This is a genomic window from Pyxidicoccus sp. MSG2 (assembly GCF_026626705.1).
Taxonomy (GTDB): Bacteria; Myxococcota; Myxococcia; order Myxococcales; family Myxococcaceae; genus Myxococcus.
Map to the genome: position 1 here is coordinate 11630057 of NZ_JAPNKC010000001.1, position 24080 is coordinate 11654136.

The 24080-nt window shown below is 68.8% G+C and carries 21 protein-coding genes; 9 read left to right on the forward strand and 12 right to left on the reverse strand.

Features of this window, described 5'->3' with window-relative positions; genetic code table 11:
* Positions 1-27: 27 nt before the first annotated feature.
* Complete coding sequence (locus tag OV427_RS44770) at positions 28-2082, reverse strand: LamG domain-containing protein (protein WP_267862366.1); 2055 nt, start codon at positions 2080-2082, stop codon at positions 28-30.
* A gap of 227 nt (positions 2083-2309) precedes the next feature.
* Entirely contained in the window at positions 2310-3233 is a 924-nt protein-coding gene (locus OV427_RS44775) for a LysR family transcriptional regulator (protein WP_267862367.1), read from the reverse strand.
* Between the two features lie 133 nt (positions 3234-3366).
* Here OV427_RS44775 and OV427_RS44780 point away from each other — a divergent pair, with 133 nt between their 5' ends.
* A complete protein-coding gene (locus tag OV427_RS44780; protein WP_267862368.1) occupies positions 3367-4383 on the forward strand; it encodes an MBL fold metallo-hydrolase in 1017 nt (338 codons plus the stop codon).
* Between the two features lie 135 nt (positions 4384-4518).
* Here OV427_RS44780 and OV427_RS44785 read toward each other — a convergent pair whose 3' ends face one another.
* From OV427_RS44785 to OV427_RS44800, 4 genes are all read right to left on the reverse strand, one after another.
* A complete protein-coding gene (locus OV427_RS44785; protein WP_267862369.1) occupies positions 4519-5970 on the reverse strand; it encodes a serine/threonine protein kinase in 1452 nt (483 codons plus the stop codon).
* Positions 5971-6795: 825 nt separating this feature from the next.
* Positions 6796-7320 carry a WbuC family cupin fold metalloprotein gene (locus OV427_RS44790; protein WP_267862370.1) on the reverse strand — a complete coding sequence of 175 codons (525 nt, stop codon included), beginning with the start codon at positions 7318-7320 and terminating at the stop codon, positions 6796-6798.
* Positions 7292-8335, reverse strand: a complete 1044-nt coding sequence (locus tag OV427_RS44795; RefSeq protein WP_267862371.1) for an NAD-dependent epimerase/dehydratase family protein — start codon at positions 8333-8335, stop codon at positions 7292-7294. The genes OV427_RS44790 and OV427_RS44795 overlap by 29 nt, the downstream gene beginning before the upstream one ends.
* A 119-nt stretch (positions 8336-8454) precedes the next feature.
* The gene (locus tag OV427_RS44800) at positions 8455-8871 is read right to left on the reverse strand and encodes an STAS/SEC14 domain-containing protein (RefSeq protein ID WP_267862372.1); all 417 of its coding nucleotides are present in this window, start codon (positions 8869-8871) and stop codon (positions 8455-8457) included.
* Between the two features lie 265 nt (positions 8872-9136).
* Here OV427_RS44800 and OV427_RS44805 point away from each other — a divergent pair, with 265 nt between their 5' ends.
* Positions 9137-9406, forward strand: a complete 270-nt coding sequence (locus OV427_RS44805; protein ID WP_267862373.1) for a hypothetical protein — start codon at positions 9137-9139, stop codon at positions 9404-9406.
* Between the two features lie 17 nt (positions 9407-9423).
* Here OV427_RS44805 and OV427_RS44810 read toward each other — a convergent pair whose 3' ends face one another.
* The 3 genes from OV427_RS44810 to OV427_RS44820 all read right to left on the reverse strand — a co-directional run bounded on the left by OV427_RS44810 (position 9424) and on the right by OV427_RS44820 (position 11860).
* A complete protein-coding gene (locus OV427_RS44810; RefSeq protein ID WP_267862374.1) occupies positions 9424-9990 on the reverse strand; it encodes a hypothetical protein in 567 nt (188 codons plus the stop codon).
* 212 nt (positions 9991-10202) lie between these two features.
* Positions 10203-10868 carry a hypothetical protein gene (locus OV427_RS44815; protein ID WP_267862375.1) on the reverse strand — a complete coding sequence of 222 codons (666 nt, stop codon included), beginning with the start codon at positions 10866-10868 and terminating at the stop codon, positions 10203-10205.
* Positions 10865-11860, reverse strand: coding sequence for a 3-hydroxyacyl-CoA dehydrogenase family protein (locus OV427_RS44820; RefSeq protein ID WP_267862376.1), 996 nt, complete (start codon positions 11858-11860; stop codon positions 10865-10867). The genes OV427_RS44815 and OV427_RS44820 overlap by 4 nt, the downstream gene beginning before the upstream one ends.
* 187 nt (positions 11861-12047) lie before the next feature.
* Here OV427_RS44820 and OV427_RS44825 point away from each other — a divergent pair, with 187 nt between their 5' ends.
* The 3 genes from OV427_RS44825 to OV427_RS44835 all read left to right on the forward strand — a co-directional run bounded on the left by OV427_RS44825 (position 12048) and on the right by OV427_RS44835 (position 14972).
* Positions 12048-12467 carry a hypothetical protein gene (locus OV427_RS44825; RefSeq protein WP_267862377.1) on the forward strand — a complete coding sequence of 140 codons (420 nt, stop codon included), beginning with the start codon at positions 12048-12050 and terminating at the stop codon, positions 12465-12467.
* Between the two features lie 97 nt (positions 12468-12564).
* Positions 12565-14094 carry an ankyrin repeat domain-containing protein gene (locus tag OV427_RS44830; RefSeq protein ID WP_267862378.1) on the forward strand — a complete coding sequence of 510 codons (1530 nt, stop codon included), beginning with the start codon at positions 12565-12567 and terminating at the stop codon, positions 14092-14094.
* On the forward strand, positions 14091-14972 hold the full coding sequence (locus OV427_RS44835) for a hypothetical protein (protein ID WP_267862379.1): 882 nt from the start codon (positions 14091-14093) through the stop codon (positions 14970-14972). Before OV427_RS44830 ends, OV427_RS44835 begins: the two co-directional genes overlap by 4 nt.
* Positions 14973-15098: 126 nt before the next feature.
* On the opposite strand, the gene OV427_RS44840 is transcribed toward OV427_RS44835, so the two are convergent.
* Positions 15099-16973, reverse strand: a complete 1875-nt coding sequence (locus OV427_RS44840) for a YfbK domain-containing protein (RefSeq protein WP_267862380.1) — start codon at positions 16971-16973, stop codon at positions 15099-15101.
* Between the two features lie 148 nt (positions 16974-17121).
* Here OV427_RS44840 and OV427_RS44845 point away from each other — a divergent pair, with 148 nt between their 5' ends.
* A complete protein-coding gene (locus tag OV427_RS44845) occupies positions 17122-17610 on the forward strand; it encodes a VOC family protein (RefSeq protein ID WP_267862381.1) in 489 nt (162 codons plus the stop codon).
* A gap of 9 nt (positions 17611-17619) precedes the next feature.
* Here OV427_RS44845 and OV427_RS44850 read toward each other — a convergent pair whose 3' ends face one another.
* Positions 17620-18729 carry a heparan-alpha-glucosaminide N-acetyltransferase domain-containing protein gene (locus tag OV427_RS44850; protein WP_267862382.1) on the reverse strand — a complete coding sequence of 370 codons (1110 nt, stop codon included), beginning with the start codon at positions 18727-18729 and terminating at the stop codon, positions 17620-17622.
* 81 nt (positions 18730-18810) lie between these two features.
* On the opposite strand from OV427_RS44850, the gene OV427_RS44855 reads away from it, so the two are divergent.
* The 3 genes from OV427_RS44855 to OV427_RS44865 are packed head-to-tail and all read left to right on the forward strand — an operon-like array spanning position 18811 to position 22440.
* Positions 18811-20214, forward strand: a complete 1404-nt coding sequence (locus OV427_RS44855) for a hypothetical protein (RefSeq protein WP_267862383.1) — start codon at positions 18811-18813, stop codon at positions 20212-20214.
* On the forward strand, positions 20204-20878 hold the full coding sequence (locus tag OV427_RS44860; RefSeq protein ID WP_267862384.1) for a hypothetical protein: 675 nt from the start codon (positions 20204-20206) through the stop codon (positions 20876-20878). The genes OV427_RS44855 and OV427_RS44860 overlap by 11 nt, the downstream gene beginning before the upstream one ends.
* An 11-nt stretch (positions 20879-20889) precedes the next feature.
* Entirely contained in the window at positions 20890-22440 is a 1551-nt protein-coding gene (locus OV427_RS44865) for a hypothetical protein (protein ID WP_267862385.1), read from the forward strand.
* Positions 22441-22904: 464 nt separating this feature from the next.
* Here the strand turns inward: OV427_RS44865 and OV427_RS44870 are convergent, their stop codons facing one another.
* Positions 22905-23966, reverse strand: coding sequence for an NAD(P)-dependent alcohol dehydrogenase (locus tag OV427_RS44870; RefSeq protein ID WP_267862386.1), 1062 nt, complete (start codon positions 23964-23966; stop codon positions 22905-22907).
* Between the last annotated feature and the right edge of the window lie 114 nt (positions 23967-24080).

The window sequence follows — 24080 nt, forward strand, 5'->3', positions numbered from 1 at the left end:
CCCTCTTCCGGGCGGGCACGCCGAGGCTCAGCAGCAGTTCGACGGCTTCTGGGCGATGAGCACGATCAGGGTCACGAGGTTGAGCGCGAGCTGCGCCAGCACGACGGCCAGGTAGGCGCCCCCGGTGGTGAAGAGGCCGGCGACCATCAGGATGAGCATCGCGCAGTTGAGGGCGATGGTGTACCAGCTGCCCGTCAGCATTGCCCCGAACACCTTGCCGAGCGTCCCCCCGATGTAGAGCGCCTTGATGACCCGGATGACCGTGGAGGCGTCCGTGGTGCCCTTGGCCGCGTCCCCGACGGACTTGAGCAGCGCCGTGCTCTCCGAGATGAGGGGCCGCAGGGCGGAGACGGCCTTCGACGCCGAGAAGCCCAGCCCCACCACCGACAGCAGCAGACAGATGGAGGTCGCGGCCACCGAGATGACCCAGCCGATGCACTCGGTGTCGACGGCCAGCTCCATCCGCCCGCACTCCACGGCCCCCTGGGCGGTGTGGTGGTAGAAGACGTACTCACTCCCGACGACCTTCCCGGCGATGGTGCCCACGGGCATTCCCGAGGGGCCGTTGGCCCGGGCCAGCCCCAGGTAGAGGTTGTTGCGGAACAGGGAGCGCAGGCGGTCCTTCATCGCCCCCGGGACGGCCGCGAGCACCGGCTCGTAGGCGGCGAGGATGGAGTCGACCTGGTCACGCGAGATCGGGCTCTGCGCGGGGTAGGGCACCTCCTCAGCGGCCCAGCGGGCGGAGGGCTGGTTTCGGTAGGAGGGCTGCACCGCGGTGACCAGCGTGTTGGAGACCCCGGGCGGCGGCGTCGACGCGGCGGGGGGCGTGACGACGATGGAGGGCATCGCCGTGTTGAGGAGCACCGGCGGGTTCCCGGTCACCTGGTTGGCGAGGATGGCGCCGTTCCAGGCGTAGTACGCGACGCAGCCCTCGGCGTCGCTGGGGTCCGACGCCATGTACTGCTGGACCTCGCTGGCGGAGAGCGCCCGGGACCAGAGCCCGGCCGCCTGGAGGTGGCCCTGGAAGTCATAAGCGGCCCCTCCCGCGACACTGGCATCGGGCGAGGCGCCGAACAGCCACACCGGGGCCGCCAGCGACGGGAACGTGCAGGGGATGTTCATGTCGATGACGCCGTCGAGGTAGATGCTCAGCGTCGTCCCGTCGTAGGTGGCCGCCAGGTGGTGCCAGTCACCGGGGGCCAGTTGCAGGTTGTGCCCCCACCCCTCCCCGGAGCCCGCCGAGCTCAGCGAGAGCTGGAGGTTGAAGCCGGTGCCGTTCCACTCCAGCCCCATCGTGAAGCCGTAGCCGTTGTTGGGGTCCTTGCACGCGAACACCGTCCGGGACGCGGCCTGGAAGTCGGAGGGCGCATGGGCGTTGAACCACGCCTGCACGCTGAAGGGCGCGCCATTCGCCACCACCGCGAGCGCGTCGCGGGGCGAGGGCTGGACCGCCGCGTTGACCAGCCGCATCGCCGGGGCGAGCATCACCACCTGCGCGCCTTCCAGGAAGGTGGCCGCCCCCCGGTTGTGGCCGGAGACGTCGCCGGTCGAGCCGTCGCTGAAGCTGTAGCAGGCGGCGAGGGTGGAGCCAGGCTGGGGCACGTCCCACACCGGCTGGCGCTCGCCCTCCGGCAGCGCCGCGGACCAGAACGCGACGTTGCAGAACTGTGCGTCCGTGGTGGTGCCCAGGGTGAACAGGCCGCTGGAGGCGGTGACCCGGGAGATGGAGCCTTCGATGAGCGGCGTGCCGTTCACGGACAGCGCATAGCTGCCGGCGTTGGCACCGGTCGACTCGAAGACGAGCAGGACGTACTGCCACTGGTCGGGCAGCAGCTCGAGCTCCGAGCGCTGCGGGGTGTTCATGCCCGGGATGCTGAGCGTGAGCTGCATCCCGTGCAGCCCGATGTAATAGGACATGCCAGACATCACCAGGTAGCCGTCGTAGGCGGGCGCCCGGGGACGCAGCCAGAACCCGATGGAGTAGGACGCGCTGCCGCTCAGGTCGATGGGGGACGACGTGCCCAGCTGGATGCGCTGGCCGTAGCGCACGTCCGCTGCGCCGTACTGGTACATGGGTCTCATGGTGTGGGCTCCAAGGTGCGAGGGGCCCGCTCCCGGCCGACACCGGCGGAGAGCAGGACGGCTCCCACGCAGAGCAAGGGGCGAGCCAGCCCGTGCGCCGCGTCGTTTCCCCCGGGCCGCGCGACGCGTCCGTGGCGGCTGCGTCCTGGCGCCACGCGGGCGTGTCGAGCCAGGACGCGAGCATTCGAGCCCGAGGACTCGCGGGGCTCAGGGTGTGTCCAACTCCGTCAACCCTCGTGGCGCCACAGATTCGAGCGACTCGCGAACAGCTCCATCGTCCAGTCGATGAAGACCCGCAGCCCGGCGCCTGGTTGCCGCGCGGGTGGGTGGACCAGGAACAGGGGCCGGGATTCGGGCCGCCATCCGTTCAGCACCTGCACCAGTTCCCCGGAGGCCACATACGGCTCCAATACGAAGCGAGGGGCGAACATGACGCCCAGTCCCGCGAGCCCGGCGGCCAGGTATGCGTTGGTTTCGTTGAGCGTGAGCAGGCTGCGGCCCTGGACCTCCAGCCGCTCGCCATCGCGGACGAAGACGAAGGGAAGTTCCTTGCCGCTCGGCGAAGAGAAGTAGCTGACCACCGCGTGTGACGCGCCCGCCAGTTCCAGCGGGTGGAGTGGCGTGCCGTGACGCTCCAGGTATTGAGGCGACGCGCACAACCAATAGCAGAGGTCGCCCAGGTGTCGTGCCACGAGGGACTCGTCCTTCACGGCGCCTCCGCGAATGGCGCAGTCGACGTTGTCCGAGAGGAGGTCCACGACGCGGTCGCTCACCCCCAGCTCGATGTGCATCTGGGGGTAGCGCGCGTAGAAGGACGGCAGCGCGGGGATGAGCAGCAGCCGGGAGATCGTCCCACTCGACTCCACCCGCAGGCGCCCCCTGGGGCCGCGACGTGTCTGGGACAGCGTGGCTTCGAGGTCGCGCACCTCGCCCAACAGGCGCAAGGCCTGCTGGTAGTAGGTCATGCCCTCTGGCGTGACTGTCACGCGGCGCGTGGTGCGGTGCAGCAGCTTCACGCGCAGCTGCGCCTCCAGCTGTTGGATGAGTCGGGTCACCGCCGTCTTCGGGCGGCCCAGCGCGTCGGCGGCCTTGGTGAAGGTGCCGCTTTCCACCACGCGGACGAACGCTTCCATCGCCGTGAACCTGTCCATCTTCCACCTCCAGCACGACATACCGCGTTCGGCCGGGAGGCCCGTCGCGCACTCCGGATTGTTTCAGGGGTGAAACGGAATGTGTGAAGAGCGCCCGTTTATCCCAGGGGAGGCGGGGCGTATCTCTTCGCCCATGAAAAATCCCCTGCCGCGCGGTGCCTTCCACGCTGTCTCTCGTGCCCTGACCCTGCTGATGCTGGCCAGCGCTCCACTGCTTCCGTCCGCCGTGCACGCGGCGGCGCCCCAGGTGCGAATCCAGGCCCCTGGCTTCTACCGGATGATGCTCGGCGACTTCGAAGTCACGACGCTGTCCGATGGCACCGTCCCCCAGACCGTGAGCGAGGTGGCGACACGCACGACGCCGGAGCGGGTGAAGGAGCTGCTCTCGCGCGACCACCTCGCGGATCCGGTCGAGCTGTCCATCAACGCGTTCCTCATCAACACCGGCACGGCGCTGGTGCTCGTGGACACAGGCGTGGGGGGCTTCTTCGGACCCGGAGTGGGAGGCCAGCTCCAGCAGAGTCTCCGGGCCGCGGGCTACCAGCCGGAGCAGATCGACGTGGTGCTGCTCACGCACATCCATTCCGACCACTCCGGTGGGCTCATGTCCAACGTCGCCCGGGCGTTCCCCAACGCCATCCTCCAGGTGCACGCGCGCGAGGCGGGCTTCTGGCTCGGCCGCGATGACCGGGCGAAGGGACCGGTGGACCCGAAGTACTTCGAGGAGGCGCGAGCGATGGTGGAGCCGTACCGGAGCGCGGGCAGGCTGAAGACGTTCGGAGACGGGGACGCCATTGTCCCGGGCATCCGGGCCATGCCGACCCCGGGACATACGCCCGGGCACAGCGCCTACGTGGTCGAGAGCCGTGGGCAGCGGCTGGCCCTGTGGGGCGACCTCATGCACTTCGGCTCTGTGCAGTTGCGCGAGCCCTCGGTGACGGTCGCCTACGACGTCGATGACCGTGCGGCCGCATCCCAGCGAGCGCGTGCGTTCACGGAGGCTGCGAGGCGCGGCGACCTGCTCGGCTTCGCGCACATGCCCTTTCCCGGCCTGGGCCGGCTGGCCGCGGAGGGGAAGGGCTACCGGTGGATCCCGGTCAACTACAGCTCCGGCCAGCGGTGGCAGGGCGCGAAGAGCAGCGCGGAGTGATGCGCTCCAGCGCCACGGTTCGTCCCAGCCTCAAGGAACGGGCCGTGGCGCTCCAGCGGTCCTCGCCTCGGTTCGAGCTGGTGCAGCTGTTCTGTCCACCGGCCGGGAGCACAAGTCGGGCGCTGGAGCAGATGGCTATGGACTGTCGTCCCGAGCCGCGGGGCCGGAGGTGGCAGGGCGTTGCCGAGTCATGGCGGGTTGGTAGCACGCGCCCCTGTACTCAACACCGTCTTCGTCATCACAGTCCTTCAGGTCCACGGGCAGCTTCGTCCAACAGGCACCGTTGATGGCGACCTGCAACTTGCCGGGACAGCGGCCCCTGCCGTCCGGGCGCCGCTGCCCTGGGAAGGGTTTCGGTGGCACGTCGACCGCAATGGATGACCACACGGAGGGAGCTCGCTCGGGCGCCACAGGCGCAGTCAGTACGGAGTCCCCGACGGCCACGGTGCCGGCATCTTTTGCTTCTTCCTGCTCCGCGAGGTGGGACGCTGCGGGCACCTCGGAGCGACTCACGCTCAGCGCCCCCCCGGCGCTCAGTGCCAGTGCGCCTCCGAGGCCGGCGGCCGCGAGCCAGGGCCACTTCCGCATGCGAGGAGGGGGCCGCGCCGTGACGCGCCGGGGGAGGGGAAAAAGGCCCGCGGGCCGCGGCTCTTCTCCCGTGAAAAGAGGCTCATCCGCCTCGCGTCCCGCGCGGCGCGCGGCCTTCTCGAGCGCTTCCGCCATCTCCCGCGCGCTCCCTCGCGCTTCGGGAAGGGGCGAGAGCATCCGCGACACCAGTGCATTCAGTTCCGCAATGCAGCGGGGGTTGCAGACTTGCGCCGTCCAGGACTCCAGCTCCTCGGGGCGCCAGCGCCAGACATTCTCATCCCACGGGTGCGCCGACGGTGGGTACTTCTCCGTCACCAGTCGATAGGCCGTCACTCCCAGGGCGAAGACGTCATCCGCGGGCCCTGGGGGATAGGCGACAGACGGGAGCCTGGCCGGGGGCTTGCTGGAGCCCAGGGCGAAGCGCCACGCCTCGGGCGAGCGGTAGGCCGGAGTGCCGGGAGGAAATGGCTGCGGCGTCAGCGTGGCGGCCCCCAGGTGGTGCCCGCAGCCGAAGTCCAGGAGGAAGGGCTGGCCGTCTGTACGCCGGATGCGGATGTTGTCACCCTTCACATCGCGGTGGAGGCCTCCGGCCGCATGGGTTGCGTCCAGCGCTCGCGCCAGCCTTGCAAGAAGCTGAAGCACCTGCCGTGAAGACGGGCGCTGTGCCTGGGCCCAGTCATAGAGCGACAGGCCCTCGACCCACTCCATGACGAGCCAGGCGTAGGACACGCCCGCCCGGGGCTGCCAGTGGCCATGGTCCAACAACCGTGGGACGGCGGGGTGGTGGATGCGCGAGAGCAGCTCGACCTCACGCGCAAAGCGCGCATCCCTGGGGTGCAGGGCCAGCTTGAGGGCCACGGCATCCGCGGCCAGATCCTCGGCGGGCACGGCTCGGTAGACGACGCCGTAGGTGCCCCGGCCGCGCTGCTCCAGCAGACGCCACGGGCCGATTCGCGTCCCAGGGGGCAGGCTTGTCGGATTGAGGTCGACAGACTCCATGAGGTTCCTCGTGAGGCGGTCCGCACCGCGCACGAGGAGCCTACTCGCGAGGTAGGTGAACTCCAACGTCATCCAGCAGGTGGACGACAGCCATCCATACCCGACTGACGTAGGGAGTCCGGATCTTCGCGTTCACCTACCAGTCGCAGCACCCAGTGGAGCGAGCTGGACCTGGGAGCGCGTACGACGGTGGCGCGGCTTCGGCTCCTGGTGGCTTGGTGGGAAATCGAGGTGTACCGCTGACCGGCCACGAGTAGCGCCTGACTCCTCTCCGCAACCCGTCTTCCATCCGCCCATGTGCTCCAACGTGTTCAATTGCAACTCTGTGGCGTTAGAGTACGGCAGGCTGATATCGTTTCGACGCTGTCCTCTCCCCGAAAGGCTGGTCACCATGTCGAAGTGGCTTGCAGTCACCCTGGGCGCGGTCATTGGACTCGGCGTTGGCGTTTCCCCCATTGCGATGGCGGAAGAGCCAGACACCGCGGGCTATGCGGGGCCCTGCTACCTGCACCTAGTTTGTGACAATGGCGGCTCCGTCAGTTGCTCCGGCCAGTATGAATGCGATTACCGGTCGGACGCTCCGGGCGCTCCGGGTTGGGTCCGGTGTGATGGTGCCGGTTACTCCTGCGCCGGGGACTCCTGGTAACAGCCGTGAGAGCCCCCCGTGTCATGCGGTCCTGCTCGGGGGCTGGGCCGCGGCGCTCTTCGAGCAGTCCTGCGCTCGTGATGACGCCGTTGGCTGCCTTCAGTTCGCGCGGCTCTTCCAGCGGGGCGAAGGCGTGCCGAGAAATGGAGGACCAGCCACCATCGGTGCAGTAGCTGCTGTCATCGCTGGCGAGGACACCTGGGCGGAGAGCGCGCAGCGCCTGGGCTGAAGTGGGTCAGCCAACCCGCGACAATCCGAGGGGCCTCGGGAGCGCCCTCTTCGGGGAATCCGGCCAGGAACTCCTTTTCGCCCTGGGGCTCGTAGGGCCCCTCTTTGACTTCGAGCACCACTGTGTCCGGCTCGAGCACCACGATGGAGTGAAACGTCCGCGCGGGCAGCTCGATGCCCCAGTGTTCACCCCCCGCCCGCAGGTGATGGAGCGACTGGATGCGGCCGTCCTCCTCGAAGGTCATCACTCCCAGAGCCCCCTGCACCACGCTCAGCAACTCAAAGCCATCGCGCCCCGGGGGACGTGGATGCCGGTGCGGCCGGACATAGGTCCCCGGCTGCAACGCGAGCAGCATCCGCTGCACGCGGTCCGTGGGGGCATGGAGGCAGTGCGTGGTGCGCAGGCGCTTGCTGGCGGCGGCCTCTGCGGAGAGCCGCCGCAGCAGCTCATGAGGCAACGGCGTGGGGTCGTTCATGCGGTTCGGAGAAGGAGGGCGAGGAGGTGGCGCTCAGGTGCTCACGGTACCACCCGGCCGTCTCCCGCAGTCCCTCCTCCAGGGTGTAGCGCGGGGCCCAGCCCAGGAGCCGCCGTGCCTTCTTGGCGGACACGTGCTGGTGGAGGATTTCCCCGTGCGCGGCGGGGAGGATGTCGGGCACGAGCTCCTCGCGGTGAAGGAGCCGCTGGAGCGTCCTCACCACGTCGAGCACCGTCCAGCTCCCGCCCATGGCGAAGTTGAACGCCTCGCCCTGGGCGACGCCCGCGTCGAGTCCGTCGAACATGGCCATGTAGGCCCGCACCGCGTCCCGCACGTAGAGGAAGTCACGCATGAAGTCCCCCTGCGGTGGCATGCGCACGAGCGGAGGCTGTCCGGCCAGCAGCCGGCGGAGGGTGTTGGGGATGAGCCGGCTCCAGTTGAGGTCTCCGCCGCCGTAGATGTTGCCGAACCGTCCAATTGTCACGGGCAGGCCATAGCTGTGGGCATAGGCATGGGCGATGAGGTCCGCGCACGACTTCGAGACGTCATACGGGTGGCGGCCCTGGAGCGGCATGTCCTCGGTGTAGGGGAGGGCGGGGCTGTCACCATAGGCCTTGTCGCTGGAGGCGATGATGACGCGCCGGACGGTGTCCCTGTTCCGCCGGCACGCCTCCAGGACGTTGTACGTGCCGCGGACGTTCACCTCCATCGCCGTATGGGGCGACTGGAAGGCGCGCCCCTCGAGGGAGATGGCCGCGAGGTGGAACACCGTGTCCACACCCTGCTCCGCGAGGAGCCGCTCCAGCAGGGCGTAGTCCTCGACCTGCCCGATGACGTTGTGGACCCGTTGGACGAGGCCGCTCTGGACGAAGCGCCCCTGGGGCTCCCACTGCGAGAGCAGGTTGATGACGTACGCCCCCTGCTGGCCCAGGTACTCGGCGAGCCAGGAGCCCATGAAGCCCGAGGCGCCAGTGATGAGGACGCGATGCGAGGTCAGGATTCTATCGGTTGGCATGGTCACTTCGGTTGAAGGGCCGTGCCGGCCTTCGTGACGGAGCCGGACGAGCATCCACGGGCGCTCGCCTGGCCTGCGCTCAGGGGACGGCGCGCTGCCTCGTGACGCAAAGGGGTGAATCAGCTGGCCTTGCGTTGCTGGAAGACCTCCCGGTGTCGGGCAATCCAGGCGTGGGCCTCTTCGACGGTTGGCACGAACACCGTCTCGAAGGTCGTCTTGCCGGTGAAGAGCAGGGCCAGGGCGATGGCCTTCCCGAAGGTGCGCTGGACCATGTTCGCGCCCACGTAGATTGCGGCGTGGAACCACTCGGAGCGGCCATGCTCGGAGAGGTACCTGCGGCCGGCCGTGTCCAGCTGGGAGCGGCCGACGTCGACGATGCAGAAGTATTGCCCGCGGCGCTCGTAGTGCCCCCTGTAGAGCTGCAACGCGCACATCACCTCTTCCAGGGAGATGACGCCATTGAAGGTTGCCACCAGGGTGTCTGGCGGCTCGAAATGGACGTGGTGCGCGCCGAACTTCACCTCTTCCTGATGCATGTCGTCCCCCCGGGAGTCAGCAATGGCGCGCGCGGTCCGCGCCCGCTTTCTCAAAACGCGGCACCCACCGGATTCTTTGCTCGGGTGCCCTGCGGGGCTGTTCTCTCCACGACATGCACAGGGATTGCGCGAATCGGGGGGCAGATTCTTCAGCGCCTCATGCAGTCGCTCCGCCAGCTCCCTGACGGCGTCCTGAGGCCACGCCTGCCCAGGCATCCCACCCAACCGCTTGCGCGCCCCCATCCCGCATCCCATGCTGAGGGACATGAGCGACTCCAGCTGCCAGCGCGTCCTGGGCGGAGGTGGGGCCGCGGCCGCGCGCCGCGCCTTCCTCGCGAAGGCGTGCGCCGTTGCCGCTGCCGAGCGGCCCGGTCTGGCCATCATGGCAGACGAGGCGCGCTTCGCGCTCAGCGTGGAGCAGCCCGCCGGGCGGCTGAGCGTGCCGCTCGCGGAGCTCTACGAGGACGGCCGCGCGCTCCCCGCGGAGGAGCGGGGCGCCGCGCTACGTGAGGGGCTCCGCGCGCTGCTGCCCTGAGACACCCGGAGCGGAGCTCACCGCCTCCGGGACGGAGGGCCGTCGTTCCCGGTGAGCTCCATGATGAAGGGAAGCTTCAGCAGCAGCCCCACCTGCGCATTCTCCCGGAGTCGCCGCTCGCCCCGCTCATACACGGCGTGGAAGCTCGCGTAGGCGGTCACATAGGCAATGGTCAGCAGGCCGCGCACCTGGAAGCCGCCGCCGAGCTGGCCCCGGCGCAGCTCCCCCAGCAACCCCAGGTCCAACCCCAGCGGCCCCCATCCCACCTCCGGGCCCAGGCTGATGCGCGTGGCCCGGTTGGGCAGCGACTGCACCAGGTCCGCGTAGCCCCCGAACCACACGAAGTCCCGGCCGCCGAGCTTCACGATGCTCGCCTCGAGGCCCACCACCGGGTACGTGTCCCCCTGGGGGAGGATTTCGTGCTGGTCCGCGGACTCGTCACCGCCGAGGCCCAGGTTGAGCCCGAGGGAAAGGTAGCGCCCCTCGAGCGGCGCCGTCGCGAGCTGGAGCGGCTCCGCGCGTGACGCCCGCCGCCCGCGCCCCGCAGCCAGGCCTTCCGAGGAGACCAGTCCCACCCCGCTCACGGCCAACGCCAACAGGAGGGATGCCGCGCTCCGCGCACGGAGCCGCGACTTCGAATCAGAGGAAGAGCCCATGCCCACATGATGCCGGCCCGCCCGAGCCGAACGCCATCCCCTGCCTGCCCCAGCTCAGCAGGGGGATGGTGCGCGGGACGTGCACTCGCGGATGCATCCTCCGGGGCGAGGAAGACTCACGCCCGTGGCACTGCACTGCGTCACCGTCGTTGCTCCGCGCGGAGGGCCGGGCCCGTCCCGTTGAGCGGACAGCCCGCCTTCGCTTCGGGGACCGTGGACACCACATGCTCCGGGAGGCCGAGGCGGATGGCCAGGGGCCGGCAGCCCGCGCCGGGCTCGGTGGGCGCGGCCCAGGCGCCGAGCGCGTGGTAGAGCCGGCCGTCGCGCTGCTCCAGGTAGAGAATCAGGTTGAGCGGCCAGCCCGTGCCCTGGAACAGGTGCCGGTCCATGGGCGTGGGCTCCTGGCTCACCCGCAGGCCGCGCTCGTGGGGCGGGCCGATGCGGTGCCAGTCCGGGTGCAGGTGGATGGAGCCGAGCACCTCCAGCCCCTCCGCCTCCGCCTCGGTGGTGATGCGCAGCATCTCGCGGGGCTCGCACCAGAAGCCCCGCCGCCCGTTGGCGTAGCAGGCGCCAAAGCGGGGGATGATGGTGGCGTCGAACTCCTGGAGCACGGTGTCGTCCGTCTCCCGGATGTTGGCGGCGAAGCGGACGCGCTCCACCCGCATCGCGTCATCGATGAAGCGCCCCAGCACGACGGCCCAGCTCCGAGGTGGCAGCTCCGGGGTGCACGTCGCGTATTCGCGGAGGCAGTCCGCGAGGAAGTCCGACAGCACGGCCGGGTCCAGCAGCACGGCGTCCGGGCTCACTGCTCCCCCTCGGGCGTGCGCGGGCGTCCCGTGGCGCGGTCATGGTGGAGCTGGGTGATGAGGTGCCGGGCCACGCGCTCCTCGAAGGCCGCGGTGGAGTCAGGAGTCCAGGTGTAGAAGCCCTGTCCCGTCTTCAAGCCCAGCTCGCCGCGCTCCACCTTCTGGGCAAGCACCGGCGGCACCGGGCGGCCGGAGCCCTTGAGGATGGCGGTGACGAGGTCCAGCCCCGCGAGGTCCAGCCGGTCGAAGACGCCGGAGACCCCCAGGCGCCGCCCGAGCCCCTGGGTGAGCACGCGGTCCACCATCTCCGGCGTGGCCACGCCCTCCTGCACCAGCCGGATGGCCTCGCCGATGATCGCCTGTTGCAGGCGCGGGCCCACCGAGCCCGGCACGTCCCTGGCGAACACCACGGGCGCCTTGCCCAGCTCCTCGAGGAAGCGCCGCACGGTCTCCACGGCTTCGGGCGAGGTCTTCTCGCCAGGGATGACGTCCACGAGCGGGATGAGGTGCGCCGGCAGGTAGTAGTGCGCGGAGAGGACGCGCTCGGGGCGCACGCAGTCGCGGGCAATGGCCGTCACGCTGAGCGCCGTGGTGTTGGAGGCCAGGAGGGTGTTCGGCGCCGCGAGCCGGTCCAGCTCGCGGAAGACCTCCTGCTTGAGCGCGAGGTCCTCGGGGACGGACTCGATGACCAGGTCCTGGTCCACGGCGGCCTCGGCGAGCACCGTGGTGCGCCGGATGCGCCCAAGTGCCGCGGAGGCGCGCTCCGGGGAGAGCAGCCCCGTTTCCACCAGCAGCGCCGCGTCGCGATCCAGCTTCATCCGCGCTCGATCACTGCTTTCGGAGCGTGTGTTGTACAGCACCACCTGCCGGCCGGCGGTGGCGAGTTCGAGCGCGATGCCGCACCCCATCGCTCCACCACCGACGACGCCAATCCGCATCAGCCGCTTGGGTGTCATGCGGCGCAGCGTGGCCGCGCCCGCGCTTCGGAGCAATCTCTTGAAGGGTTGCTGCAAATGTTCATGCATTCGCGCGAGGCGAACCGGGAGCCGCCCTGTGTACGGCGCTTCGCGTTGGCGCACGGAGTCAAGCTGACGGGATGCTCCACCGGAGATGATTTTATTTTTTCACATGTCTACAGTCCGGGTTCACCTGGCGTGAACAATGAAGGGAGCAACCGAGATGAATATCAAAACGATTCTGGCTGCTGTCGTGCTGGTATCCGCGCTCGCGGCGAGTGATTCGCGCGCGGATCCCTCTTATGACTGCTCACTGAGCGTCAGCCCGTCGTCCTATATCTTGCTTGGCCAATCTTTCAGTTATGACATCAATATTCCATTTTATCCGAGCCCTGGCCCGTTCCCGCCGGGCTATCAGGGGGTCTACCAGCGGTTCACCGTCGTGTTCTACGGCCCCGATCTTCCAGCGAGCGGCGAAACCTATCCTGGCACCTTCGGCTACTGGAATTCACAGCTGACTGGCTACCAGAACCCCTCGACAGGCGGAGCGAGCGGAACCTATCTCCGGTATGCCACGTTTTATTACTACCCCACCGGCACTCCTTACTGCACGACCAACACGGTCGCGGTCGTACTGCAGTAGCGACGCCGGCTCGCTTGGCATGCGGAACGATGGAGTGCACACTTCGGATCGACACGCACGGAGTGTGCTCTGAGGCAGACCCACGTCGGCATCGACCATGACCAAGCCAGACAAGCTCACCGAGGTTTTCGAGAAACTGCACGAGCCCTCCGGGCTGGAGTCGCGGCTCCAAGAGCGCAACGAAACGCCTCTGATCTGGGCCGTGAGCGAGGGGTATCACGACATCGCGCTGACCTTGATCGAGGCCGGTGCCGACCTGAACGCGCATAACACCGACGGCAACACGGCGTTGCTCCGGGCTGCCTGCGAGAATCGCGCGGAGCTCGCCAGTGTCTTGATCAAGGTGGGCGCGAAGCTCGACGTCCAGAACAACGACGGGTACTCCGCGCTCATCCTCGCGCGGCGCCGGGGCAACAGGGAGATCGTCGACAGCTTGCAGGCGGCAGGCGCGGATCCGAGCCTGGTCACTCGACTCGGGACGACCTTCGACAACCCGGGCGACTCGCGGAAGACTTCGCTCGAGGGCCGCCGCGATGCGGTTCTGGAGAAGAAGATCATCGACGCCATCTCGAAGTGCCGCGACGGAAGGATGGCGGGCAGGGAGCTCGAAAAGTACGTCAACCTGAATCCCGAGGACCGGTTCGTACCGACCTCCGTCCTTCGCCGCGCCTACGTGCGCTACGACGGGTCCCACAATCCCTCGGCGCCCAATTACGTGCTCCTCGACGATGACATGGAGCTCGGCATCGTCTCGAGCGCCGTTCCCGAAATCGCGCGCGCAGTCTCCTCGCTGCTCAGCCGCTCACTCGAGGACGCGCGCAACGACCTCGAGGGCCATCTGCCCGCGGCGGTCGTCAGGCGCGTGCAACTCGAGATCATCTCGCCGTACGGCGTCGCGCATATCTGGGGCGTCACGGGCCATCGGTTCGTGCTGTCGCGGCGCGTGAGTCCCGATCGAAACGAGCTCCTCGCGACCATCCTCGTCGGACGGAGCAAGGACACGGTGTTCTTCTTCACCGGCCGTTACAACAATCTGAGGCACTCGACGATCCGCGAGACAGTCGACTTCGACCAGCCCGACGGCGACGATCCCTCGCACAAGTGGTTCGACAGGTTCGCCTTCCCCGAGATCAGTCGCTTCAAACCGAAGGGCTACCACCACATCGCGAACTTCGTCGTCTGCAAGGAGGAGCGCGGGCGCAAGCTCGCCCCGTTCCTGCTCGACAAGATCGTGGAGAAGTACGCTCGCGACCACCTCGACAAGCACCAGCGCGCCGTCGAGCACTCGCAGCACCTGCTGTGCGGCAAGGGCTTCTGGCAGATCGGCGACCCGCCCTGGCTCCCGCGCATGGAGAAGCTCGGCTTCCGCCTGCGGTTGGGCGCCGAGAGCTTCTTCATCGAGCACGACTGGGCCCGCTTGCCCGCGATCTTCGACCGGAAGACCGGCGAGCCGATCTCCAACGTGGCCTACAACACGTCCTACGGGCTCCCGCGGCGATATCTGAGCTCGAAGCCGACGGGAGACACCTCCGAGTACCTTCTCGATCGGGTGCCCGAGGTGATCCGGCTATCGCAGGACCCCAAAGCCAAACTGCAATACTTCCAAGCCATGTTCGACTTCGTATGAACCTCAAACACCTTCGACAAGAACACACTCTCGACTCGCGGCAGATCGCTCCGTTCACCGGCGAAGGCGCCTACCACGGGTCGACCCGCAAACGAGCGGCCCGATCCGCGAGCGCACCGCAGCCGGTCGTCGTCGAGGAGATGCGACCCACCACGCTCGACGCGTACCCGCGCGACGGGTCGCGCCCGATCGCGGAGTTCGAAGCCACCTTTCCGAACCTCTACACCGTCGAGCGCCTCCTGCCGGTCCCGACGCAGGAAGAGGTCCGCGGCGATGGCGTCACGCTCTGCTGGTGTCCCCTCGAGGAGGCCCTCGAGGTGGCGGGACCGCTGACCCGGCGCGTGCTCGAAGCGATGAAGGAACTGCTCATCGGCGACAAGCGCTTCGTCTACGTCGACTCGAAGATCCAATATTTCGAGCCGGGTGACGTGCCTGTCGACAGCCAGCACTGGCACGTGGATGGGAGCATCGTGGCCCGAGGTCCCGCGGTCGAAGCGCTCGGCCACAACCTCCTGCACGACATGAAGGCGAGGCTCGCGAGCGGCGTGGTCCCGCCCCGGTATCTCGCCTATCAATCGTCCGAGCACTGCGCGACCCTCTTCGCGACCTCGCCCGTCACGATGACGCTGCCCGAGCTCATTCCCAACTTCGACGGCCTGGACGCTCACATTCGCGCGCTCTCGCCGCCTATCGTAGCGCAACCGGCGTCCTCGATCGTGCGCACCGACGGGCTCTCTCTGCATCGCGCGCAGGCCGCCTCGGGCGCAGGCTGGAGACTCTGGGTTCGTTGCGTCGAGACGGACCGCGAGGTCCTGCTCGATTCGTCGATCATCGAGTGTTACGGCACGGTGTTCAGGCCGGGTGCCGTCACGAGGTGACCCTTCTCGCCAGAAGCTCCGAGCGGCGGGTTCGATTCCCGCCGCCCCCACGCAGCAAAAGGCCCCAGGTTCATCACGGAACCCGGGGCCTTTCATGTTGAACGGAAGGGCGTCCCGCCCTGAGCGTCAGTTGCCCCGAGCGGACGCGCCCATCAGCGCGCGGGCCTGCGTCACCAGCCGGACGAACTCGTTCCGGTCGGCATCACCGGCGGCGGCGCCCTCGGCGAGCTTCTGCGCGGTGGCCAGGCTCCAGCTCTCGGCGGCCGGGTTGCCGCGGAGGATGTCCGCGGCGGAGGCCACGGCCACGGCGAAGCGGAAGTCCGGCGAAGCGGCCTCCAGCGACGAGCGGAGCAGGGCGCGCTGGAAGGGGAAGGCCTGCTCGGAGGCCTCGGTGCCGTTGGGCGCCTTGGCGCGCACGCGCACGGTGGCCAGGGCCTCCTTCGTGTCACCCGTCAGCTCGACCTCGTACACGGCGGTGACGTTGTGGCCGGCGCCAATCTCGCCCGCGTCCACCTTGTCGTTGCGGAAGTCGTTGTCCGCCACGTCGCGGTTCTCGTAGCCCAGCAGGCGGTAGCGGCGCACGGCCACCGGGTTGAACTCCACCTGGAGCTTCACGTCCTTGGCGATGACCTCGAGCGTGCCGGTGAGCTGCGTCTCGAAGACCTTCTTCGCCTCCTTGTAGCTGTCCACGTAGAAGCAGTTGCCGTTGCCCTTGTCCGCGAGCTTCTCCATCATGTCATCGCGGTAGTTGCCCATGCCGAAGCCCACGGTGGTGAGGGTGACGCCCTCGGCCACGTACTTGTGGATGCTCTCCAGCATGGACTGCGCGCCCAGGTTGGGGCCGATGTTCGCGTCGCCGTCAGTAAGGACGATGACGCGGGACACCACGTTGCCGGAGGCCTTCTTCACCGCGTGCTTGTAGGCCATCTCCATGCCCGAGCCCATCGCGGTGCCACCGCCGGACTGGAGCGAGTCGAGTGCATCGGTGATGCGCTTCACGTCCGTGGCCGGCGTGGGCGGCAGCACGTCCCGCGTGGAGCCCGCGTAGGTGACGAGGGCCACCGTGTCGTTCTCGTTGAGGTTCTTGACGGCGATCTTGATGGCTTCCTTCGCGAGCGGCAGCTTGTCCTGCGAGTTCATCGAGCCGCTGGTGTCGATGAGGAACACCAGGTGCGCGGGCTTGCGCTGCGAGCGCGAGACGACCTTGCCCTGCACGCCCACGCGCACGAAGTGGCGCTTGGAGTCGAAGGGGGAGGGCGCGCCCTCCAGGTGGACGGTGAAGGCGCCCGTCTCAGGCGGGGCGTAGCGGTACTTGAAGTAGTTGACGAACTCCTCCACGCGCACGGAGGAGGCGGGCGGCAGGGAGCCCTGGACGAGGTAGCGGCGCGCCACGGTGTACGACGCGGTGTCCACGTCCGCCGCGAAGGTGGACAGCGGGTCCTTCACGGTGTCGATGAAGAGGTTGGGCTTCCAAGCCTCGAAGCTGTTGCCGGACTGGGCGGAGGCGGTGTCCGCCGCGTCCATGCCGTCCTTCGGGGCCTTCCTGTCCATGAGCGGCTGGGCGGGCATGGCCTTCTTCGCGGGCTCCTCGCGGCGCGCCACCATCGACGAGGGAGGAGGAGGCGCGGCCAGGGGCTCGGCCATGGCGACCCCCGCCGGCCCGAGCGTTCCACCCGCGACGGCACCGGTCTCCACCGGAATTGGGGCAGCGGCCCGGGCCTTCTCCTTGGGGGCAGGCGTCTCGGGGGCGGGCGTCTTGGGGGCGGCGAACTCGGTAGCGAAGGCATCGTCCTCCGCCTCGGCGCCCTTGCCGGACGACTCCGTCTGGGCCACCTGGAGGTCCGGCGTGGCCTGGGCCTGCTGCGGGCGGGGGCGGTAGGCGCCTTCCACCTCCGAGGCTGCTTCGGGGGCCCGGGCGCTCAGGCAGCCGGGCAGCGTGCAGGTGACGAGAAGGGCACTTCCCCACACGGACAGGCGGCGCTTCAGCGAGGTCGGCGTCATGCGGTCTCCAAGGACGACAGGTAGGTCGCCGGCTCGAAACGCACGACTTGGGAAATGGGTCTATTCCCGTGAATTTTCTCCGACCCGGGGGCCTGGGCCAGAGCGCCGTCCTTGTCTGGCTCCGTCGCGTTTGGCAGGGTGCCGGCCCATGCAGACCGCCAGGCCATTTCGCATCCTCGGAGTCCAGCAGATCGCCATCGGTGGGGCCGACAAGGGCCCCCTGCGCAAGCTCTGGGTGGACCTGTTGGGGTTGACGCCCCACGGCACCTACCGCAGCGAGCGGGAGAACGTGGACGAGGACATCGTCGTCGCGGGCGCGGGTCCCTTCAAGGTGGAGGTGGACCTGATGCAGCCCATCAACCCCGAGGGCAAGCCCCGGGTCCACGAGACGCCGCTGAACCACGTGGGCCTGTGGGTGGACGACCTGCCCGGGGCCGTGAAGTGGCTGGAGGGGCAGGGGCTGCGCTTCGCCCCGGGAGGCATCCGCAAGGGCGCCGCCGGCTTCGATATCTGCTTCGTGCACCCGAAGGGCAATGACGCCTTCCCCTTCAGCGGCGAGGGCGTGCTGATTGAGTTGGTGCAGGCGCCGCCAGAGGTCATCGCCGCGTTCGACCAACTGTCCGCTGGCGGGCACTGAGCCGGCCCTTCAAGACGAGGGGGCTCGCCGGGCCACTCGGTCGACGAGCCTGCTGAGCGCGGGCCGCACCACGCGCTCCACGCGGTCCGTCACGATGCAGAGCAGGTACGTCAGGAGGATGAGCGCGGCGAGCAGCAGCCAGAACTGGGGCCAGTCGCTCTTGTCTCCCCAGAAGCGCTGGAACGAGAAGACGCCGAAGGTCCGGTAGAACAGCAGCATCTCGTGGAAGAAGTACGCGGACAGCGACGAGGTGCCGAACACCTCGACGAAGCGCCGCAGCCGTGACGGTTTGCTGCCCGCGGGAACCCGGGCCTCCAGCCACATCAAACCGAGAAGCACGGTGCACACCCACGCGAAGCGCACCGCCGAGTTGGACGGGTTCGAGACGAAGAACCGGTGCGGCGGGTACAGGCTGTAGAGGAAGTCTCCGGCCATCATCCCCGCGAAGCCCAGCACGGCCAGCCCCACCAGCGCCTTCGCGAGCCCCGCCCGGCCCCACGCCCCGGCCACCGTCCCCGAGAGTGCGCCGAGCCACGCGAAGCCCAGCCAGGGCAGCAGCGGGAAGGGCGCGAAGTTGGACTTGTTCGTCAGCGTGGCCCAGGGCCCCTGCACCAGCTCCCCGAGCGGCGCCACGGCGAACGTGGCCATGGCCAGCACGAAGGCCACCGCGCTCAGCGCGCGTGGCCGTGAGGCCAGCAGCGCGGCAACGGGCATCACGATGAGCAGGCACGCGCCCACGCACTGGAGGATGTCCATGCGGAAGATCCACACCGGCTCCTTGAGCAGTGGAAACCACGCCCAGTTGACCAGCGTGGCCACGGCGAGCACCTCGCCGATGCGGCGGAGGTTTCGGCCCACGCGCTCGCGCAGGATGCCCCCGGCCGCGCTGCGCACCATCAGCAGCGCCGTCGCGAAGCCCGCGGAGAAGATGAACGCGGGCGCCACCAACCCGTCCACCTTCAGCAGGCGTCCCACCCAGACCGTCTTGCGCAGCTCCGGCGTGAGCAGGGCCAGCGTGTGGGTCTGGATCATGAACAGCACCGCGATGCCGCGCAGCCAGTCGATGGCGCGCACGCGGTCCTGAGAGACGGGGGCAGGGCGGGCGTCATTCGACTTCAAGGTGCACCGCAACCTTTTCGTGCTGGGGGTGTTCCTGTGTCCATACGGATGACCGGCGCATCGCGCCCACGAGGAGGTCTCGTGCTTCGACGACTCATACTGGGGGCGGCAGTCTGCCTGTCAGGGGAAGTGCTGGCAAAGCCTCCAGGGCCGGGCGGCTTCTGCGCCACCTATCCCTCCGCGCCCGCCTGCATCGGCCAGCAGCCGGCGTGCACTCTCTGCCATACCTCGCCGCCCCAGCGGAACATCTATGGGGCCTCGCTGGAGCCCCACCTGGCGCCCGGCGCGGCGCGCCCGCTCTCCGACGGGGACTTCTCCCTGGCGCTGCCCGCGGCGCTCCGGGCCGTGGAGGCGGAGGACGCAGACGGGGACGGCGTGTCCAACCTGGAGGAAGTCCAGCGGGGCACCCTGCCGGCGGACCCATCCAGCCGGCCTGTCGACACGGGCGGCTGCGGGCCGGGGCAGAACCCCCAGTACGACGTGTGCCGCTACGACGCGCGTTTCGCGTATCGGCGCGTGCTGCTCGACTTCTGTGGGCTGTCGCCCACGTACGCGCAGCTCAAGGCCTTCGCCGCGCTGGGCGCTGAAGGCCAGCAGGCGCTCCTCGACTCCGAAGTGGACCGCTGCACCACCACCGAGTTCTGGCGCGGGAAGAACGGGCAGCTCTGGAAGCTCGCGCACCCGAAGATCCGGCCGGTGGGCTCGCTGAAGGAAGGGGAGGACCGTGGCGCGATTCCCCTCGCGGACTACTACGACGACTACGCGCTCTACGCGTACGCGCAGCTCGACGACCACGACGCGCGCGAGGTGATGACGGCCAGGTACTTCGTGCGCCGGCAGACGCAGCCCACGCGCTATACGCGGGTGGAGTCGCTCCCGTCGCAGTCCGTCGAGGCCTCGCGCCGCGCGGGCAATCTCACCTCCGCGTGGAGCCTCATCTCCTTCGTCATGTTCACCGCGCTGCCGCGCAACGCCGCCGCGCAGAGCTACCGCGCGTACCTGGGGCTCGACATCGCGAAGCAGGAGGGACTCCACAGCATCCCCGGGGAGCCTCGGGACTACGACGCCAAGGGCGTGCAGGCACCGGCGTGCGCCGCCTGCCATGCGACGTTGGATCCGCTGAGCTACCCCTTCCGGAACTACAACGGCATCGCGGGCGCGGCCTCGGCGCGCTACGTCCCCAACCGCCTCGAGCTGTTCTTCAGCGACGTCTCCCCGACGATTACGCAGACCCCCGAGGCCGGGTACCTCTTCGGCCGGCCGGTGCGCGACCTGCGCGAATGGGCGGAGGTGGGCGCGGACAGCGACGCCTTCGCCATCTCCGCCGTCACCGACTACTGGAAGCTGCTCGTCGGCCACGCGCCCACGGCCGAGGAGAACGCCGAGTTCGTCGCCACCTGGCGGCGCTTCAAGGACACGCACGGCTACAGCGTGCAGCGCATGCTCCATGACGTGATTCGCACGGAGGCCTACGGTGCGCCCTGAATCCCTTCGCGTGTGGTTGCTCTCCACCGTGTGCGTCCTCGCCGCCTGCTCGGAGCAGCCCGACGCCCGGGTGGTGGATGCCGGCTCGCCCGTCGACGGACAGGCGGACGGAGGCGCGTCCTCGGCCCTGGCGCGCTCGTCGCGCAACAACCTGCGCTTCAAGGGGCCCGAGCGACTGACGCTCGACTTCGCGGCGGCGCTCGCGCTGCCCGTGGACGCGGTCTGCAAGGAACTGGGGCAGTACCCCTGCGCCACCGTGCACGGCGTCACGCTGGGCGGCGTGGAGCCGTACAACAGCGGGCTCTACGAGCCGCTGCCAGCCACCGGAGTCACGACGCCCATCGCAGTGGACCGCGTGGCGCTGTCGGCCTGCGCGCGGCGGGTGGGCCTGGACGTCGGCACTCCGTCGAGCGCGGTCATCTTCACGGGCATCACCCTGGACGCGCAGGGGCGGCTGGTGGGCCGGGACGGTGCGCCGGTGCGCAACGCCATCACCTCGCTCTATCAGCGAGGGCTGCTGAGAGACCCCACGGAGGCCGAGGTGGAAGCGCTCCTCCAGCTCGCCGCCAGCGTGGAGGCCACGGGCAGTCCCACTCCGGGCCGGGACTGGATGACCGCGGCCTGCTTCGCCGTCCTCTCCTCCGCCGAGTCCGTCTTCTTCTGAGGGAACACACCATGTCACTGCGCAAGGATGGCCGGCTCTCGCGCCGGGAACTCATGAAGGCGCTGTCGATGTGCGCCGCGGGCTCGGCGGTGCTGGGTCCGCTGCTGACGGGGTGCCGGGACGCGCTCGACACGCCGGAAGTCCTCGAGCAGCGCGGGGGCGTGCGTCAGTCCCGGCTGGACGGCAAGCCCCGCTTCCTCATCGTCGTGGGGGCGGCGGGCGGGGCCTCCATCATCGACAGCCTGCTCGCGGTGCGCGCCTCGGAGGCGGGAGCGCAGGCCTCGCGGCTCAACACCTTCCCGGACGCGCAGGTGCAGGGCGTGGAGGGCTCTCCGTTCCGCGCCGTCAAGGTGAGCAGCCCGAAGCTGGGCAGCATCAACGTGCCGGTGAACACGGACCAGCTTCCCTTCGTGCGCAAGCACCGGGACTCGATGCTGGTGGCCACGTCGGTGGGCACGTCGGTGAATCACGTCCTCGCGCAGAAGCGGAGCCTCACCGGCAACGCGGCCTGGCGCGGCCGGACGCTGCAGGAGTGCGTGGCCCTCCAGTACGGCGCGGGCTTCCCCATCCCCAACGTGAACATGGGCGTGGGTGGCTACGCCGAGCGGGGGACGGATGCGTCGCTGCCCAACCACTGCTTCGGAGAGGTGGTGACTGATCCATCGCTCTGGCCCCTGGGGCTCGACGGGAGCAAGGGACTGAAGGACGTGCCCTCGCGGGACGTGGTGGCCCTGGCCCGGCAGACGCGGGACGCGCTGGATGCGAAGTCCATCTTCGGGCAGACCTTCGCGGACGCGGCGGCCCTGCGCCGGTGGAACGAGCAGCGCGGCGTGGGGCAGCCGGCGCTGGAGGTGCAGGACCTCATCAACCGACTCAACGTGCTGCCGAACCTGCCGCCGCGGATTCCGCTCTCGGAGTACGGTCTGGCGAGCTCACCCGAGGGCGCGCGGCTGCGCGCGGTGTTCCCGAACTACTTCACGGATCCGGTGGAGGGGCAGGCGGCGCTGGCGTTCCTGCTGATCAAGTACCGCGTGTCGGTGACGGTGACGCTGGGCCCCACGTTCAACGTGGCCGTGGGCGGTGATGACGGCATCGCCAACCCGCCGCTCGCCTTCGACTTCAGCCACAACGACCACCGCACGGGCCAGGCCTTCATGTGGGCCCGCGTCCTGGGCGTGGTGGACAGGCTCATCGACCTGCTCCAGGCGGAGCCCTTCGACGAGACGACGGGGGAGAGCCTGTGGGATCGCACGCTCATCTACGTGGCCACCGACTTCGGACGCACGCGCCCCCGCACTCCCGACGCGACGGAGTTCGGCACCGGGCATGATCTGAACAACGGCTTCGTGATGCTGTCGCCGATGCTCCGGGGCAACACCGTGCTGGGCGGGGTCGACCCGCTCAGCACGTTGACCTACGGCTTCGACCCTCGCACCGGCGTCGCTCAGCCGGGCAAGGTGACGTCGAACGAGCCCGACATCTTCTCGGGCGTTCTCACAACCTTGGGCGTTGATACCTCGGGGAGCGGTTTGCCCGACGCGAGCGCCTTCGTGCGCACCTGAAGTGTCCCAGGAGCCGCTTCTGGAGGCGCTTCAGTTGCTGCTCCGTCCGCTCCCGGCCCCGTTGATCCAGGGATGGCGCCTGTACTGGCTCGCCAGGGGGGAGCTTCGGTTGGCGGTGGAGCACGGGTTTCCGTGCTGGGAGACAGCGGTGCCACCGGTGACCGAGGAACTCCGCCCGTCTCTGTTGTGACTCCAGCATGCGTGCTCCCTCCGCGTTGCGGTCGAATCGACGCTATTTGGAGGGTAGACGCTGCGTCTGTCATGGTTCTGCCATGATTCCGTCATGCCCTTCGGGGCGATGCCGGCCAGCGAACCCTGGAAGTGTGGACGAACGTGAATTTTGAGCGGCTTATCCCGGTTGGGTTCACTGATTAGTCCGTCTTCCTTGTTCAGCCGGAAGGAGGGGCGGTCTCAGCAGACTCCCCCGAAATGTTCGTGGCTGGACGGCGCACTGCCCGGCGGCCTTAGCGCGCGGCGGCGCTGTGGAGGGACGCGATGTCGATGACGAAGCGGTAGCGCACGTCGCTTTTGATCATGCGCTCATAGGCCTCGTTGATCTTCTGGATGGGGATGAGCTCGATGTCGGAGACGATCTGGTGCTGGGCGCAGTAGTCCAGCATCTCCTGCGTCTCGGCGAGGCCGCCGATCATGGAGCCGGCCAGCTTCTTGTTTCCGCCGATGAGGGCGAACGCGGCGACAGGGGTCTGCTCGGGAGGGACGCCGACGAGCACCATGGCGCCCTTGGGGCGCAGCATCGACAGGTACTGGTTGTAGTCGTGCGGGGCGGAGATGGTGTCGATGATGAGGTCGAAGTGGCCCTTCAGCTTCTTGAAGGTCCCTTCCTCCTTCGTCACCTCGAAGCCCTTCGCGCCCAGCCGGCGGGCGTCGGCCTCCTTCGAGCGCGACGTGCTGAGCACCGTCACCTCGGCGCCCATGGACGCGGCGAGCTTCACCGCCATGTGGCCCAGCCCACCGAGGCCGACGACGCCCACGCGGTCACCCTTCTTGCAGTTCCACTGGCGCAGCGGCGAGTAGGTGGTGATGCCGGCGCACAGCAGCGGCGCGGCGGCGGCGGGGTCGAGGCCCGCGGGGACCTTCAGCGCGAAGCGCTCGGCGACGACAATCTGCGTCGCGTAGCCGCCGTGGGTCGGCGTCTTCCGGTCCATCTGCGTGCCGTTGTAGGTGACGGCGGGGCCCTTCTCGCAGAACTGCTCCAGGTCCTCGCGGCAGGGCTGGCAGTCGCGGCACGAGTCCACCAGGCAGCCGACGCCCGCCATGTCGCCCACCTTGAGCTTCTTGACGTGCGCGCCGACCTGCCGGACGCGGCCGATGATTTCGTGGCCCGGCACCATGGGGAAGATGGAGCCGCCCCACTCGTCGCGGGCCTGGTGGATGTCGGAGTGGCAGACGCCGGTGTAGAGGATGTCGATGAGCACGTCATGGGGACCGGGCTCGCGCTGCTCGAACGAGTACGGCGCCAGCGGCTGTCCGGCAGCGGCGGCGGCATAGGCATGGGTCTTCAGCATGGGGTACTCCCTCAGGGCGGTGTGAATCGGTTCGTGAACGGCTCCGTGATATGCGCGCCGGGAGGGCCATCCGAAACTGGCGGGATTCGCATGGGTCGTTTAGGAATTCTTCAC

Coding starts and splice junctions, on each gene's coding strand:
- OV427_RS44785 (WP_267862369.1), bottom strand. CDS start 5,970: ATGGAGTCTGTCGACCTCAATCCGACAAGCCTGCCCCCTGGGACGCGA.
- OV427_RS44770 (WP_267862366.1), bottom strand. CDS start 2,082: ATGAGACCCATGTACCAGTACGGCGCAGCGGACGTGCGCTACGGCCAG.
- OV427_RS44800 (WP_267862372.1), bottom strand. CDS start 8,871: ATGCATCAGGAAGAGGTGAAGTTCGGCGCGCACCACGTCCATTTCGAG.
- OV427_RS44825 (WP_267862377.1), top strand. CDS start 12,048: ATGAATATCAAAACGATTCTGGCTGCTGTCGTGCTGGTATCCGCGCTC.
- OV427_RS44830 (WP_267862378.1), top strand. CDS start 12,565: ATGACCAAGCCAGACAAGCTCACCGAGGTTTTCGAGAAACTGCACGAG.
- OV427_RS44795 (WP_267862371.1), bottom strand. CDS start 8,335: ATGCCAACCGATAGAATCCTGACCTCGCATCGCGTCCTCATCACTGGC.
- OV427_RS44845 (WP_267862381.1), top strand. CDS start 17,122: ATGCAGACCGCCAGGCCATTTCGCATCCTCGGAGTCCAGCAGATCGCC.
- OV427_RS44835 (WP_267862379.1), top strand. CDS start 14,091: ATGAACCTCAAACACCTTCGACAAGAACACACTCTCGACTCGCGGCAG.
- OV427_RS44790 (WP_267862370.1), bottom strand. CDS start 7,320: ATGAACGACCCCACGCCGTTGCCTCATGAGCTGCTGCGGCGGCTCTCC.
- OV427_RS44870 (WP_267862386.1), bottom strand. CDS start 23,966: ATGCTGAAGACCCATGCCTATGCCGCCGCCGCTGCCGGACAGCCGCTG.
- OV427_RS44865 (WP_267862385.1), top strand. CDS start 20,890: ATGTCACTGCGCAAGGATGGCCGGCTCTCGCGCCGGGAACTCATGAAG.
- OV427_RS44805 (WP_267862373.1), top strand. CDS start 9,137: ATGAGCGACTCCAGCTGCCAGCGCGTCCTGGGCGGAGGTGGGGCCGCG.
- OV427_RS44840 (WP_267862380.1), bottom strand. CDS start 16,973: ATGACGCCGACCTCGCTGAAGCGCCGCCTGTCCGTGTGGGGAAGTGCC.
- OV427_RS44775 (WP_267862367.1), bottom strand. CDS start 3,233: ATGGACAGGTTCACGGCGATGGAAGCGTTCGTCCGCGTGGTGGAAAGC.
- OV427_RS44780 (WP_267862368.1), top strand. CDS start 3,367: ATGAAAAATCCCCTGCCGCGCGGTGCCTTCCACGCTGTCTCTCGTGCC.